Below are 13,820 nucleotides of genomic sequence, written 5' to 3' on the forward strand. Positions count from 1 at the left end.
AATGGGTTGAGGCGCGCTGCGGGCGGGCGGGGAGCGGCGGCGAGGAGTGGGGTGGCATGGGCAGCTCCTCCGGCGGTTGACGCGATCGGAAATTATTCCTATAGATCGGGATGGGTGAGGTGGTCAAGGATCAGGCCGTGCTCGCTGATCAGGGCACAGATGCCGGGAAATGAGTTGGCTGGCTTGTCGACGTCAGGTGCGGCGGGAAGCGGTCGCCGCGCGCAGTGCGTCAGGTGACCGGATCGGCGCCGCGCTTCGCCGATACCGCCGCGATGCGCTCAAGCAGGCGGCGCTTGGCGACGGTGCGGCGATTGCCGCTGTTGCGCAGTAGCTCGGGCGACGGCGGGGACAGGCCCGCCTCGCGCTTGCGCTGAAGCTGGGCGGCCCGTTCATCGAGGGTGATGCGCCGCATCGCGTTGGCTTTCGAGGAAGGACAGATCGAGGTCGCCGGCGGTTTCCTGCCGGATGCGACTGTCGAGGTAGGCCGCATCCAACCCTTCGGCAAGGACGAACATGGAGAGGGCCTGATGCCGCATCTCGTCGTCGCGGCGGCGACTGGCGATCCACTGGCCGAGGCGATCCGCGATCAGGTCCTCGGTCGGGGCCATGCAGACCTCGCCGTCACCTATGGCGACGAAAATTTAGCAGGCGCTTGACCAGCTCGGATTGTTTCAAAAAATTTTGGCAATTGTCCATAGACTAGTGTCGCTTGATCCAAAAGCGCCATTGTTTTCCCTTGCAGCCTTCCATAAGCCAATCAGTTATTCTTACATATCAAAATACAACCACCATCGCAACTCGATTCGAAACCCCAAGCACCAAAGGCCTGCCTACATCGTCGCCCCGATCACCCAAGGCGCAAATTCCGCCGCCCCCGCGTCGAATTCCTCGCTCTTCGTCCGCTCCCCGCTCGCCACCCGCAGCATCGTCTGAAAAATCCGCTCGCCGCACTCCGCCACGCTTTCCTCCCCGCTCAGCACGGTGCCGCAGTTGATGTCCATGTCGTCCACCATGCGCTCGTACATCGCGGTGTTGGTGGCGAGCTTGATGCTCGGCGCTGGCTTGCAGCCGAACACGCTGCCGCGGCCGGTGGTGAAGCAGACCAGGTTGGCGCCGCCCGCCACCTGGCCGGTGGCGGCGACGGGGTCGTAGCCGGGCGTGTCCATGAAGGTGAAGCCCTTGGCGGTGACTTCCTCGGCGTAGCGGTACACCTCGGTGAGGTTGGTGGTGCCGCCCTTGGCCATGGCGCCGAGGGATTTCTCCAGGATGGTGGTCAGGCCGCCGGCCTTGTTGCCGGGGGACGGGTTGGCGTCCATCTCCGCACCTTCCCGGGCGGTGTATTCCTCCCACCAGCGCATCAGGCCGACCAGCTTCTCGCCCACCTCGCGGCTGACGGCGCGGCGGGTGAGGAGGTGCTCGGCGCCGTAGGTCTCGGGGGTCTCGGAGAGGATCACGGTGCCGCCGTGGCGGACGAGGAGGTCGCTGGCGGCGCCCAGGGCGGGGTTGGCGGAGATGCCGGAATAGCCGTCGGAGCCGCCGCATTGCAGGGCGACGCGCAGCTCGGAGGCAGGGACGGTGGTGCGGGTGGCGGCGTTGCTTTCGGCCAGCACCTCGCGGACGAAGGCCATGCCGGCCTCCACGGTCTTGCGGATGCCGCCCATCTCCTGGATGTCCATGGAGCGGAGGCGGCCGGCGAGGCGCTGCTCCTGCATCATCGGGCCGAGCTGGTTGACCTCGCAGCCGAGGCCGATGGCGATGACGTGGGAGAAATTGGCGTGGCGGGCGAAGCCGGCCAGCGTCCGGCGGAGCAGGCGCAACGGCTCGCCCATGGCCATGCCGCAGCCGGTCTTGTGGGTGAGTGCGACGACGCCGTCCACGTTGGGGAATTCGGCGAGGGGGTCGTGGCCCGTGAAGGGGTTGCGCCTGAAGGCGTCGGCGATCAGGGACGCCGTGTGGGCCGAGCAGTTCACCGAGGTGACGAGGCCGATGTAGTTGCGCGTGGCGACGCGGCCGTCGGGGCGGACGATGCCCTGGAAGGTGGCGGGCTCGGCGGCGGGTTCGGTGGGCTTCGCGTCGACGCCCCAGGCGTAGTCGCGCGAGAAGTCGCCCATGGCGAGGTTGTGGGAGTGGACGTGCTCGCCGGGGGCGATGGGTTGCGTCGCGAAGCCGATGATCTGGCCGTAGCGGCGGACGGGCTCGCCCTGCTCGTGTGGGCGCGTCGCGACCTTGTGGCCGGGCGGGATGCGGGTGGCGGCGAGGATGCCGGGGGCGACTTGGGTGCCGGGGGGGAGCGCGATGCGGGCGATGACCACGCCGTCCTCGGGGTGGAGGCGGATCACCGGCGGCTGGGTCTGGGCATCCACGGCTGCGCTTCTCCGGGCGTATTTGCCGGGGAGTCTAGCACCGTGGGTCGGGGCGGGTAGGCTCCAAACGAGGAGAGGTCCAGGAGGGCCTCGCCCTCCTGGCGGGTCCAGGGCGGCGCCCTGGCGGGAAGGTCCAGGAAGGGCAGCGCCCTTCCTGGTGGGGTCCGGGGCGAAGCCCCGAAGGGCCCCGCTGCCTGGTCAGCAGCCCGCCGGGATGGGCTGGAGCTCGATCATCTCGCCGTTCACGGTGAAGTCGCCGAAGTCCATCTTCATCTCGTCGGCGACGCCGTTCTCCCAGTAGCGCAGGCCGACCTCGTAGTCCGGGGAGCCGGTGCCGGCGGACTGGCCGCCGGGCTCGCGGTTGAAGAAGGCGACGCGCATGCGGGCGGAGCCGAGGGGGGAGAGGATGGGGAAGCGGGCGTTGTTCTGCGGGCCGGTCCAGCCGGTGATGGCGGTGGTGGTGTCCTGGGCGCCGTCGGCGGAGGTGCCGTCGAACAGGGGCGCGATCATGATGCGCTGGCCGGCGCGGGCGGCCTGGAGGGAGCGGGTGGTGTGCAGCATGGGCAGCAGCGTGCCGGGCGGCAGCGCCATCTCGCGCGCCTCGGGCGAGGTGTAGCGAACGGTGCCGGTGCCGTCGGCGTTCAGCGTGGCGTCGCCCTGGATGCGCTGGGAGACGGCGCCCTGGGAGGTCTGGGTCAGGGAGAAGCGGAGGGAGCGGCCGTCCTTCGCCTCGTAGGTGGAGTAGTCGGAGGTGGTCTCGACCTCGTTGCCGTCGCGGTCGGTCAGGGTGAGCTGGAAGCGCTGGCGGGTGGCCCAGCCGTCGCAGGCGTCGGCCTGCTCGTAGATCATGGCGCCGCGGGCGGAGACGACGTTGGAATTGTCGCGCGCGCGGTCCAGCGTCAGGCGGTAGGCGGCGCGGTGGGCCAGCATGGGCGCGAGCGGCGCCTGGGCGGGGGTGGCGCCCTGGGCGGGCGCCGGGGTGGCCGGCGCCGGGGTCGACTGGGGCGCGGGTGTGTCGCCCTTCTGGGCCATGGCCACGGTGCCGGCGCAGGCGGTGCCGAGTGCCAGGGCGAGAGCGAAGCGCAGCCGCATGCGGGCCTCCTTGGTCAACAGCCGTGACACTTAGGCGTTCTTCGGGCCGCTGGCATCAGCCGGCTGCGTTGCCTTCGCTTCACCTTTGCCGGGGGCACCGTCGGCACCGCCCTTGGGGCCGCCCTTGGCGGGGGGCAGGTCGAGGCGGATGGAGAGTTCCTTGAGGCGGGCGGCGTCCACCGGGGCGGGGGCGCCCATCATCAGGTCCTCGCCCTGCTGGTTGAGCGGGAAGAGGATGACCTCGCGGATGTTGGGCTCGTCGGCGAGCAGCATGACGATGCGGTCGATGCCCGGGGCGGAGCCGCCGTGCGGCGGGGCGCCGTAGCGGAAGGCGTTGAGCATGCCGCCGAAGCGGGCCTCGACCTCCTCGGCCTTGTAGCCCGCGATCTCGAAGGCGCGGAGCATGATGTCCGGGCGGTGGTTGCGGATGGCGCCGGAGGAGAGCTCGATGCCGTTGCAGACGATGTCGTACTGGTAGGCCTTGATGTCGAGCGGGTTCATGCCGTTCAGCGCGTCGAGGCCGCCCTGGGGCATGGAGAAGGGGTTGTGGCTGAAGTCGATCAGCCCCGTCTCCTCGTTCAGCTCGTACATCGGGAAGTCGACGATCCAGCAGAAGCGGAACTCGCCGGCGGCGATCAGGCCGAGGTCCTCGCCGAGCTTCGTGCGCACCTTGCCGGCGAATTTCGGCGCCTCGTCCTTCTTGCCGGCGGCGAAGAACACCGCGTCGCCCGGCTGCAGGCCGCAGGCGGCGCGGATGGCCTCGGTGCGGGCGGGCTCCAGGTTCTTGGCGATCGGGCCCTTGGCGCCGTCCGCCGCGAACTGGATGTAGCCGAGGCCGCCCGCGCCCTGCTCGCGGGCCCAGTCGTTGAGCTTGTCGAAGAAGCCGCGCGGGTTGCCGGCAGCGCCAGGCGCCGGGATGGCGCGGATGACGCCGCCCGAGGCCGCGATCCTCGCGAACAGGCCGAAGCCGGAGCCGGCGAAGTGCTCCGTCACGTCGGTGATGCGCAGCGGGTTGCGCAGGTCGGGCTTGTCGGAGCCGTATTCGAGCATCGCCGTCTCGTAGGCGATGCGCGGGAACGGCGCCTGCGTCACCTTCCGGCCGCCGCCGAACTCCTCGAAGATGCCCTGCATCACGGGCTCCAGCGCGGCGAAGACGTCCTCCTGCGTGACGAAGCTCATCTCGAAGTCGAGCTGGTAGAACTCGCCGGGCGAGCGGTCGGCGCGGCTCGCCTCGTCGCGGAAGCAGGGAGCGATCTGGAAGTAGCGGTCGAAGCCCGCCACCATGGCGAGCTGCTTGAACTGCTGCGGCGCCTGCGGCAGCGCGTAGAACTTGCCCGGATGGTTGCGGGCGGGGACGAGGAAGTCGCGCGCGCCCTCGGGGCTGCTGGCGGTCAGGATCGGCGTCTGGAACTCGGTGAAGCCGAGGGCGATCATGCGGCGGCGGATGCTCGCGATCACGCCCGCGCGCAGCAGCATGTTGCGGTGCTGCTTCTCGCGCCGCAGGTCGAGGAAGCGGTAGCGCAGGCGCAGGTCCTCGGGGAATTCCTGCTCGCCGGCGACCTGGATCGGCAGCACCTCGGCGGCGGACTGCACCTCCAGCTCGCGCACGCGCAGCTCGATCTCGCCGGTCGGCATCTTCGGGTTCACCGTGGCGGGCTCGCGGTTCACCACCTCGCCGGTGACGGTGACGACGCTCTCCGGGCGCAGCGCGTCGGCCGCTTCCAGGACCGGCGAGCCCTGGGCCACCACGCACTGGGTGATGCCGTAGTGGTCGCGCAGGTCGATGAACAGCACCCCGCCATGGTCGCGCTTGCGGTGCACCCAGCCCGACAGACGGACGGTCTGGCCGGCATCGGCGGCGCGGAGGGCACCACAGGTATGGGTGCGGTAGGCGTGCATGGCGGTGTCTCTGGCGCTGGGTAGAGGGCGGAGCGCGGCAGGAACCTCCGGGGGAAGGGCGCTGTCAAGCCTGCGAGTGGGTGGGCAGTGGGCCGCCGTGGTCCATTTGCTGGTTTGATCCGACTAAGGCTGATCTTCGGTTGCCCTGCTGAATACAGGAGTAAAATCGTATATTTTTCTTGCTTTGGCTTTCTTTCGAAGCACGCTCGACATGTCAGTCGAACAAATTCAAATTATGTTGCTCTAAATCCAGCGTTCGAAAGTATGCCGCGCTTAGTGGCGTTAGGATTAGTTCATCGCCCCGACCCTGAACTGTCTTCAATAAAACCTCGTAGCAATGAGAAAAATCTTCATCATTAGGCCTCAGCGAAATTTCGTGAAATAGCTCGCGACGCCCACCAATCGAAAAATCTTTCATCCTGAATGCACACACAAGGGCATCAATGCGCTCGCCGGGCGCTACTTTCTCCTGGATATTCCCATGAATGCGTTTCATTAAAGCATGAACAACTTGCGGAATCACTCCAGGGATATTATCCATGATCAAAAGAATAATTCCGTAAGCGTTAGGCACACCCAACCTTGCTCGACTCCAGGCAATCTGTTTGGGAGCTTTTTGAACTCCCCGCTTCATTCCGTCAGTGAATTTCGCTAGCAATTTTCTGTATCTTTTCTTCTCCTCAACAGACATGAGGCGCCAGAGAACATCAGGAGGCGCGCCGTACTTCTTATCTATTTCACCAAAAAAATTTTCTATTGCTTTTCCCTTCTCATTCAGCTCTCGAGATGGCCGTATTGACTTTTGTTCTATAATGCACGCCCTGGACAAAAATACGTAGTCCGCCTTTAATTTTTTGTGGACCTCTGGAAGAACTATGTCTAGGGACTCGAAGTTTGGAAGATTTCTTATCCTGTCCTCCAGAAAATCCACAAAAGGTGGATCCGTACTATTTGTTCCCATTCTGGCTTTACTCCCCACCAAACACCCCAAAAATCCTGGTGGCTATGGAACATAGCGCTGCCCATCTCGGCGCTACACGATATGATATCAAGTCGTTAGCCTTGCAGCAAGTGACAGCAGACAGATGTAGTAAGCAGTATCGATCACTGCGGTTATTCGGGACAAGATAACGAGACTTATTTCCAGCCCAAAAAGGTCGAAATCTCAATACCTCCCCAGAAGATCATTCGGAGTGACCATTAAATTGCTTCTTTAGCCTGCTGCGGCGCCACCGACCCGAACCGCGCCGCCGGATCGCCGGCGAAATCGTGCAGGCCGATATGCGTCAGCGCCCCGGCGGTGTCGAGCCAGACCTGGCCGCCGATCGCGCGCCAGCGCCGGCAGAAGGTGTAGTCCTCGCTGAGATAGGTGCCGTCCGCGTCGATGCTGCCGTCGAACAGCGCGTACTGGTGCGGGCTCGCGCCGGCCGGCGCCGGATGGGCGTGGATGGCGCGGTAGCGCGTCTCCGGATAGGCCGCGGCCATGCGCTCCAGCGCGGCGCGGCGGATCAGCATGAAGCCGGTGCCGGCATAGGTGGCGGTGACGAAGTCCCCGTCCCGCTCCAGTGCCGCCCCCTCGCAGGGCGCGCCGACATAGAGCAGGCCGGCCGTCGCCGGGTCCTCGCCGCGCGACCGCTCGCGGTCGGCGCGCGCCCAGTCGAACACCTTCAGCGGGTACATGCCGGCCACCACGTCCCGCCCGGCGGCGAGCAGGCGGTCCACCTGTTCGGGCCGGAAGGCGATGTCGGCATCGATGAACAACAGGTGGGTGGCTTCCGGCGTGTCGAGGAAGCGCGCCACCAGCGTGTTGCGGCTGCGGGTGATGAGGGAATCGTGGCCCAGCAGATGCAGGTTCAGCGCGTAGCGGCCCGCCGCGTGCTGCACCAGCCGCAGCACCGACAGCATGTAGCCCTGGTGCACCATCGCCCCGAAGCATGGCGTGGCGATGACGATGCAGGGTTGCGCGCCCATTCTGGGCTCCCTCTTCCTGTCCGCCGGCAATATGCAACCGCATTTGTTTCCGGAAGGTTCGCGGCCCTGTTCACCGGCGCCGGGCGCGCGCTACCTGGGGCGTCCGGAGCGGCCGCCGCCCGGCCGCGTCAGGCGGCGGCCGCTCCGGCCTCTTTCCGCGCATTTCCGGGCCGCCGGGCGGGTTACGCCCGGCCTGGAGATGCTCAACCCCCAAAGGAAGTGGACAGGCATGGCGACGGCACTGCGGGTCGGGATCGGCGGACTCGGGGCGATCGGGCTGCAACTGGCGAAGGCGCTGGACGCGGGGGTGGAGGGGCTGACCCTCGTCGCCGTGTCGGCGCGCGACCGCGACAAGGCGGCGCGCAACCTGGCCGGCTTCCGCAAGCCGCCGGCGCTGGTGGGTCTCGGCGAGCTGGCCGAGCACGCGGACATCGTGGTGGAGGCGGCGCCGGCCGCGGTGTTCGAGGAGATCGCGAAGCCCGCCATCGCGCGCGGGCGCATCCTCGTCTGCGCCTCGGCCGGGGCGCTGCTGCCGCGCATGGCGCTGGTGGACGAGGCGCGGCGCACCGGCGCGCGCATCATCGTGCCGACCGGCGCGCTGCTCGGGCTGGACGCGGTGCGGGCGGCGGCCGAGGGGCCGGTCGCCAGCGTCACCATCGAGACGCGCAAGCCGCCGGCCGGGCTCGCGGGCGCGCCCTACCTGGTGCGGAACGGGATCGAGGTGGCGGGTCTGACCGAGCCGCGCCGCGTCTTCGCCGGCAACGCCTTCGAGGCGGCGCAGGGCTTCCCGGCCAACGTCAACGTCGCCGCCGCGCTGGCGCTCGCCGGCATCGGGCCGGAGCGCACCACTGTCGAGATCTGGGCCGACCCGGGCAAGGTGCGCAACACCCACACCATCCGGGTGGAGGCGGATTCGGCGCGGCTGACCATGACGATCGAGAACGTGCCGACCGAGGAGAACCCGAAGACCGGCAAGATCACCGCGGCCTCGATCCTGGCCTGCCTGCGCGGGCTGACCGCGACGCTGAAGGTGGGAAGCTGAGGGAGGGCGGGGCCGCGGCCCCGCCATCGCCTCTCCGCCCTCGGCCGCCCCCGCCCTCGGCCGCCCGGCGGCCGAACCCGCCCCGTCCCGGCGCGGGCCACGCGGCGCCGCGACGGGCCGGGCTTCTCCGCCGCCCGTCTCAGCCGTCCATCCGGCCGTCCTGGGGCGGCAGCATCCGGTCGAGCGTGCCGTCGCGGCGGACCGCCACGTGCCAGGCGGTGCCGGCGAGGTGCAGGAGCACCAGCCCGTAGACCGCGAACTGCCCGGCGACGTGGATCCGGTTGCCGATCACCCCGAGCGCGTCGTTCCTCGGCAGGCCCGGCAGGGAGAAGAGATCGAGGAACGGCACCGGCCGGCCGTTCCCGGCCATCAGGTAGCCGGTCGCCGGCATCACCAGCAGCACCGCGTAGAGCAGCCAGTGGGTGACCCGCGCGACGGCCCGCAGCGCGGGGCCCTCGGTGCGCGGCGGGGGCGGCGGCGGGTGGGCGAAGCGCCACGTCACCCGCGCGATCACCAGCAGGAAGATCATGATGCCGAAGGATTCGTGCATCAGGTACCAGAACACCCGCACCGGGCCTTCCGGGAAGTTCTCCGCCACCCAGACGAAGGGCAGCATGAGGAAGAGCAGGAAGGTGGTGACCCAGTGGAGGAGTTGCGCCACCCCGTCGTAACGCCCGGTCCCGTCCGCCATGCCGCCGACCCCCGCCCTGCCCCGCGCCTGGAGCATTTTCAAGCCGGGCGCACTCACCCGGCGACCCGGAAGATGCGAGAAACCAGAAAGCTGGAGCCGTTCCGGCCTGATACGGCCAGGCCGGGGCGGCTCCAGCATGGGGTCGTCGCGGCGGACCGCCAGGGCTTCTCCCCATGGCCGGGCCGCCGCGCCCCGCCCCGCCGCCCCGGCCATGAGGGGGCCGGCGGGGCGCGGCGTCAGGCCGCCGCCACCGGGCCCGCCAGCGGCGCCGGGTGCGGGTGCTCGGCGAAGAAGCGCAGCATCTCGCGCGTCGCGTCCGGTCCGCGCGGGTCGGTGAAGGAACCCTCCGGCCGGCCGCCCGACCAGGCATGGCCGGCGCCGTGGATCACCCACTGCTCCGCCACCGACCGCCCCGACGCGTCGGCCAGGGTCGTGCGGCTCCAGGCGCGGCCGCCGGGGGCTTCGCCGCGCTCCGTCCGCTCGCGCAGCACGGCGCCGCGCGTCGCCTGCGCCAGCACGTCGTCGCCGTTGCGCGCGCTCACCGTGCCGTCGCGGTCGCCGTGGAAGACGATGGTCGGCACGAGGCGGTCCGTCGCGTCCGGGCCCCCCGGCCGGTCGCGCAGGCGGGTACCCGCCCCCTGGCGCATCGCCAGCATGGCCGAGGCCAGGTCCTGCGCCGCGCCGCAGGCGAGGCCGGAATGCACCCCGGCCGCCGCGTACAGGTCGGGATAGGCCTCGGCCATGATCGCCGCCTTGGCGCCGCCCGCGGAGAGGCCGGCGACGTAGACGCGGTGCGGGTCCACGTCGTGGTCGCGCATCACCTGGCGCGTCATGCCGGCGATGATCGCGGGCTCGCCCTGGTCGCGCCGCTGGTCGGCGGCGCTGTACCACTTCCAGCAGCGCTGCGGCTGCGCGCTGGCGGGCTGGCCGGGATAGAGCACGAGGAAGCCGTCCCTCTCGGCGGCGTCGTTCATGCCGGTGCCCCTGGCGAAGTCCTCGGGGGACTGGGTGCAGCCGTGCAGCATCACCACCAGCGGCAGCCGGCGACCCGGGGCGTGGCCGGAAGGCAGGTAGAGCCGGTAGGGCCGGCTGCCCGCGGCGTTGGCGTAGGTGCCGGCGAGGAAGCGGCCGGCGGCGGGCCGGTCCTCGGCGCCGGGGCGCGGCGCGGCGGCGGGCCGGGGCTGCGGCTGGGCGTGGGGACGGGGCGGCGGCGGGTCCGGCGGAGCCTGCCGGGGAGAGGCCGGGTCCGGGAACAGGCGCTCTCGCAGCTCGGCCGGGACGAAGCGCGTCCAGCTCGCCTGGCCCGAACTCACCTGGCCCGAACTCACCTGGCCCGAACCCGCCTGGCCCATCGGGCCCTGCCCGGCCGACGCGGCGCCGGAGCCGGTCGTCCAGGGCGTGTCGGGCAGGACCGAGCGGACGAGGCCGCGCAGCTCGCCGGGCACGTAGCGCAGCCAGGCGGGGCCGTCCGTGGCCGGCTCGTCCGGCGTCGTGGTCCCGCCAGCCCGGGACGATGCCCCAGGGGATGCGCCGGGGGATGGATTGGGGGATGCCCCCGGGGATGCCCCCGGGGATGCGCTGGGGGACGCGCCGCCGAGTCGCTGGCGCAGGATCTCGGTCGCCGCGGCGAGGCGGGCGGCGATGCCGTCCGGGGCCTGGCGGTGGGAAGGGTTGCTCATGGGTCTCGGCCTGCTGGAGGGGAGCCGCCCGGACATGCCGGTCCGGCTTCCGGGCTGGGGGGTGCCGTCTGGGGTCGCGATCCGGGATCGCGGGGGATTCAGGGACGGGCCGGGGCACGGGAAGGCCGGGCGCCGTCGGGCGTTCACTCGGTGCGGTCGGCCAGGGCGGCCCGCACCTCGGGGCTGGCGTGCAGGGCGCCGAGCACGGCGATCGAGGCGATGGCGTCGCGGGCCAGCTCGGGCGTGACGTCCCGGGCGATGGCGGCCAGGCCCAGCACCCGGATGCGCAGCGGCCGGCCCGAATCGCGGGCGGCCTCCAGCTCCCGCCGGCCGAAGACGCGCATCCCCAGGTCCAGGGTCTTGCGCGCGACCGACTGCCGCACCGCGTCGGCGTGGCGGTCGACCTGGTTGCGGATCGCCGTGCGGATGAAGTCCGTGCGGTTGGCGTAGAAGCCTTCCTGCACCATCAGGTCGATGTGGCCGAGGTCCACGTAGCCGAGATTGATCGTGATCTTCTCGCTGTCGGGCAGCTTGCCGTGCGCGACGGCCGGGGGGGGAGGCATTCTACCATCCGTCTACCATCCATGTGGATGGTGAGATGGGGATGCCGGCCGGGTCGCGCAAGGCCGTCACGCCTCGTCCGGTGTCCGGGCCCGGGGCCGGGGGACGGGCCCCCGGCACGGTGAGGCGGCCGGTCGGCCGTGACAGCCATGCGGGCCGCGGCGTAGTTTCGGCGGCGTCACGCGCCCCCGCGGCGCGTGGCCTGATTCGCGGCACGCGGCCGGCTTTCCTGGCCAACCCACGATGTCCGGAATGCAGCGACCCGACTTTCCACGAGACCGAGGCTGAGCTTGGAGTACGGGACATCATGAAGCGCGCGCTGATCACGGGCGTCACCGGTCAGGACGGGGCCTATCTGTCGCAACTGCTGCTCGACAAGGGCTACGAGGTGTTCGGCCTGCTGCGCCGGTCCGCCTCGGCGGACGTGGTGGATGGCCGCCTGCGCTGGCTCGGCATCGCCGGGCAGGTGCGGATGCTCGACGGCGACCTGCTCGACCTCGCCTCGGTGATCCGGGCGCTGAACGAGGTGAAGCCGGACGAGGTGTACAACCTCGGGGCCCAGAGCTTCGTGAAGACCTCCTGGAACCAGCCGCTGCTGACCGGGCAGGTCACGGCGCTCGGCGCCGGGATCATGCTGGAGGCGGTGCGCCTCGCGGCGCCGGGGGCGCGCTTCTACCAGGCCAGCTCGTCCGAGATGTACGGGCTGATCCAGGAGCCGGTGCAGAGCGAGAAGACGCCCTTCTACCCGCGCAGCCCCTACGCCGTGGCCAAGCTCTACGCGCACTGGATGACGGTGAACTACCGCGAGAGCTTCGGCATGCACGCCAGCTCGGGCATCCTGTTCAACCACGAGAGCCCGCTGCGCGGCATCGAGTTCGTCACGCGCAAGGTCACGGACGGGGCGGCGCGCATCAAGCTCGGCCTGGCCGGGGAGCTGCCCATGGGCAACCTCGACGCCAAGCGCGACTGGGGCCATGCGCGCGACTACGTCAAGGCGATGCACCTGATGCTGCAGCAGGACGAGCCGGACGACTACGTGGTGGCGACGGGCCGGACCACGACGGTGCGCGACATGTGCCGGATCGCCTTCGCGCATGTCGGGCTGGACTACGAGGAGCACGTGAAGGTCGACCCGGCCTTCCTGCGCCCGGCCGAGGTGGACGTGCTGCTGGGCGATCCGGCCAAGGCGAGGGAGAAGCTCGGTTGGGAGGCCGAGACCTCGCTGGAGGACATGATCGCCGAGATGGTGGAGGCCGATCTCGCCCGCCACCGCGCCCGGGCCGGCTGACGCATGGCGCCCTCGCCGCGGCGTATCCTCGTCACCGGCGCCGGCGGCTTCGTCGGCCGCCACCTGCTGCCGGCGCTGCGCGCGGCCTTTCCGGCGGCGACGCTGATCGGCACGCAGCGGGGCGCTGCGCCGTCGTCCGGCGCGGGGATGGAAGGGGCGCCGTTCGGCGCGGGCGTGGAGGAGGCGCCGCCTCCGGGCGGCGGCCCGGACGCGGTGCGCCCGCTCGACCTGCTCGACGCGCCCGGGATGGAGGCGCTGGTGGCGGAGCTGCGGCCGGACGCGGTCGTGCACCTGGCCGCCCAGGCGGCCGTGCCGGCCTCCTTCGCCGATCCGGCCGCGACCTGGCGGGCGAATTTGTTCGGCACGCTGTCGCTGGCGGAGTCGGTGCTGCGGCACGCGCCGGACTGCCGCTTCGTGCTCGCCTCCTCGGCGGAGGCCTACGGCCTCTCCTTCCGGCGGCCCGCGCCGCTGGACGAGGAGGCGCCGATGATGCCGGCCAACCCCTACGCCGCCTCCAAGGCCGCCGCGGACCTCGCCATCGGCGAGATGGCGCTGCGGGGGCTCAACGCGGTGCGGCTGCGCGCCTTCAACCACACCGGGCCTGGACAGTCGGCGGGCTTCGTGGTGTCGGCCTTCGCGCGGCAGCTCGCGCGCATGGAGGCCGGGCTGCAGGCGCCGGAGCTGCGCGTCGGCGCGCTGGACCGCTGGCGCGACTTCCTCGACGTCCGCGATGTCTGCGACGCCTATGTCGCGGCGCTGGGGGCCGAGGTGGCGCCGGGCACGGTGCTCAACATCGCCTCCGGCACGCCGCGCCGGATCGGCGACGTGCTGGAGGCGCTGATCGCGCGGACCGGGCTGACGCCGCGCGTCGAGGTGGAGGCGGCGCGGCTGCGTCCGACCGATGTGGAGCGGGTGGTGGGCGATTCCGGGCGCGCGCGGGCGATGCTCGGCTGGTCGCCGGTGCTGCCCTGGGACACGACCCTGGACGACGTGATGGCGGACTGGCGGTACCGGGTCGGCGTGGCCGCGGAGGCGTAGGGCCCGCCGCGCGGTGGCGCTTCGGGTGCTGCCGGCGCGGGGCGACGAGCCAGCCCGACGCGGGGCGCGACCATCGGATGTGCCGCGCGAACGCGCTTCGCCCGATCGGCGCCCTGCGCTGACCGGGTGGATGGTGGCGTGTCGTATCCGGGAAATCTGGATGCGGGGGCTGGATTTGAACCAGCGACCTTCAGGT

Annotated in this window: 13 protein-coding genes; 4 read left to right on the forward strand and 9 right to left on the reverse strand. The window is 70.5% G+C overall.

Translation table 11 applies throughout. From position 1 onward, the window contains the following. Window positions 1–229 precede the first annotated feature (229 nt). Complete coding sequence (locus M0638_RS21885) at window positions 230–412, reverse strand: hypothetical protein (RefSeq protein ID WP_248669085.1); 183 nt, start codon at window positions 410–412, stop codon at window positions 230–232. On the opposite strand from M0638_RS21885, the gene M0638_RS21890 reads away from it, so the two are divergent. Further along, window positions 402–656, forward strand: a complete 255-nt coding sequence (locus M0638_RS21890; protein WP_248669086.1) for a hypothetical protein — start codon at window positions 402–404, stop codon at window positions 654–656. The two genes, M0638_RS21885 and M0638_RS21890, sit on opposite strands and share 11 nt — an antisense overlap. A gap of 174 nt (window positions 657–830) precedes the next feature. Here M0638_RS21890 and M0638_RS21895 read toward each other — a convergent pair whose 3' ends face one another. The 5 genes from M0638_RS21895 to M0638_RS21915 form a co-directional block, all read right to left on the reverse strand. Then, complete coding sequence (locus M0638_RS21895; RefSeq protein ID WP_248669087.1) at window positions 831–2,363, reverse strand: UxaA family hydrolase; 1,533 nt, start codon at window positions 2,361–2,363, stop codon at window positions 831–833. Between the two features lie 198 nt (window positions 2,364–2,561). Next, window positions 2,562–3,485, reverse strand: a complete 924-nt coding sequence (locus M0638_RS21900; RefSeq protein ID WP_248669088.1) for a cell envelope integrity EipB family protein — start codon at window positions 3,483–3,485, stop codon at window positions 2,562–2,564. Beyond that, complete coding sequence (gene aspS / locus M0638_RS21905; RefSeq protein WP_248669089.1) at window positions 3,486–5,354, reverse strand: aspartate--tRNA ligase; 1,869 nt, start codon at window positions 5,352–5,354, stop codon at window positions 3,486–3,488. Window positions 5,355–5,568: 214 nt separating this feature from the next. Continuing rightward, complete coding sequence (locus M0638_RS21910) at window positions 5,569–6,285, reverse strand: hypothetical protein (protein ID WP_248669090.1); 717 nt, start codon at window positions 6,283–6,285, stop codon at window positions 5,569–5,571. A 269-nt stretch (window positions 6,286–6,554) separates the two neighbouring features. Beyond that, a complete protein-coding gene (locus M0638_RS21915; RefSeq protein ID WP_248669091.1) occupies window positions 6,555–7,325 on the reverse strand; it encodes a hypothetical protein in 771 nt (256 codons plus the stop codon). A gap of 229 nt (window positions 7,326–7,554) precedes the next feature. Here M0638_RS21915 and M0638_RS21920 point away from each other — a divergent pair, with 229 nt between their 5' ends. After that, window positions 7,555–8,367: an aspartate dehydrogenase gene (locus M0638_RS21920; protein ID WP_248669092.1), complete on the forward strand. Its 813-nt coding sequence runs from the start codon at window positions 7,555–7,557 to the stop codon at window positions 8,365–8,367. Between the two features lie 139 nt (window positions 8,368–8,506). Here the strand turns inward: M0638_RS21920 and M0638_RS21925 are convergent, their stop codons facing one another. From M0638_RS21925 to M0638_RS21935, 3 genes are all read right to left on the reverse strand, one after another. Continuing rightward, window positions 8,507–9,058, reverse strand: a complete 552-nt coding sequence (locus M0638_RS21925) for a cytochrome b (protein WP_248669093.1) — start codon at window positions 9,056–9,058, stop codon at window positions 8,507–8,509. A 236-nt stretch (window positions 9,059–9,294) separates the two neighbouring features. Then, a complete protein-coding gene (locus tag M0638_RS21930; protein WP_248669094.1) occupies window positions 9,295–10,737 on the reverse strand; it encodes an extracellular catalytic domain type 1 short-chain-length polyhydroxyalkanoate depolymerase in 1,443 nt (480 codons plus the stop codon). A gap of 143 nt (window positions 10,738–10,880) precedes the next feature. Beyond that, a complete protein-coding gene (locus M0638_RS21935; RefSeq protein ID WP_248669095.1) occupies window positions 10,881–11,300 on the reverse strand; it encodes a CopG family transcriptional regulator in 420 nt (139 codons plus the stop codon). Between the two features lie 305 nt (window positions 11,301–11,605). On the opposite strand from M0638_RS21935, the gene gmd reads away from it, so the two are divergent. Further along, window positions 11,606–12,586: a GDP-mannose 4,6-dehydratase gene (gene gmd / locus M0638_RS21940; RefSeq protein WP_248669096.1), complete on the forward strand. Its 981-nt coding sequence runs from the start codon at window positions 11,606–11,608 to the stop codon at window positions 12,584–12,586. Between the two features lie 3 nt (window positions 12,587–12,589). Further along, on the forward strand, window positions 12,590–13,624 hold the full coding sequence (locus tag M0638_RS21945; protein WP_248669097.1) for a GDP-mannose 4,6-dehydratase: 1,035 nt from the start codon (window positions 12,590–12,592) through the stop codon (window positions 13,622–13,624). Window positions 13,625–13,820: the final 196 nt, after the last annotated feature.

Source organism: Roseomonas acroporae (assembly GCF_023223525.1).
Lineage (GTDB): Bacteria > Pseudomonadota > Alphaproteobacteria > Acetobacterales > Acetobacteraceae > Roseomonas_E > Roseomonas_E acroporae.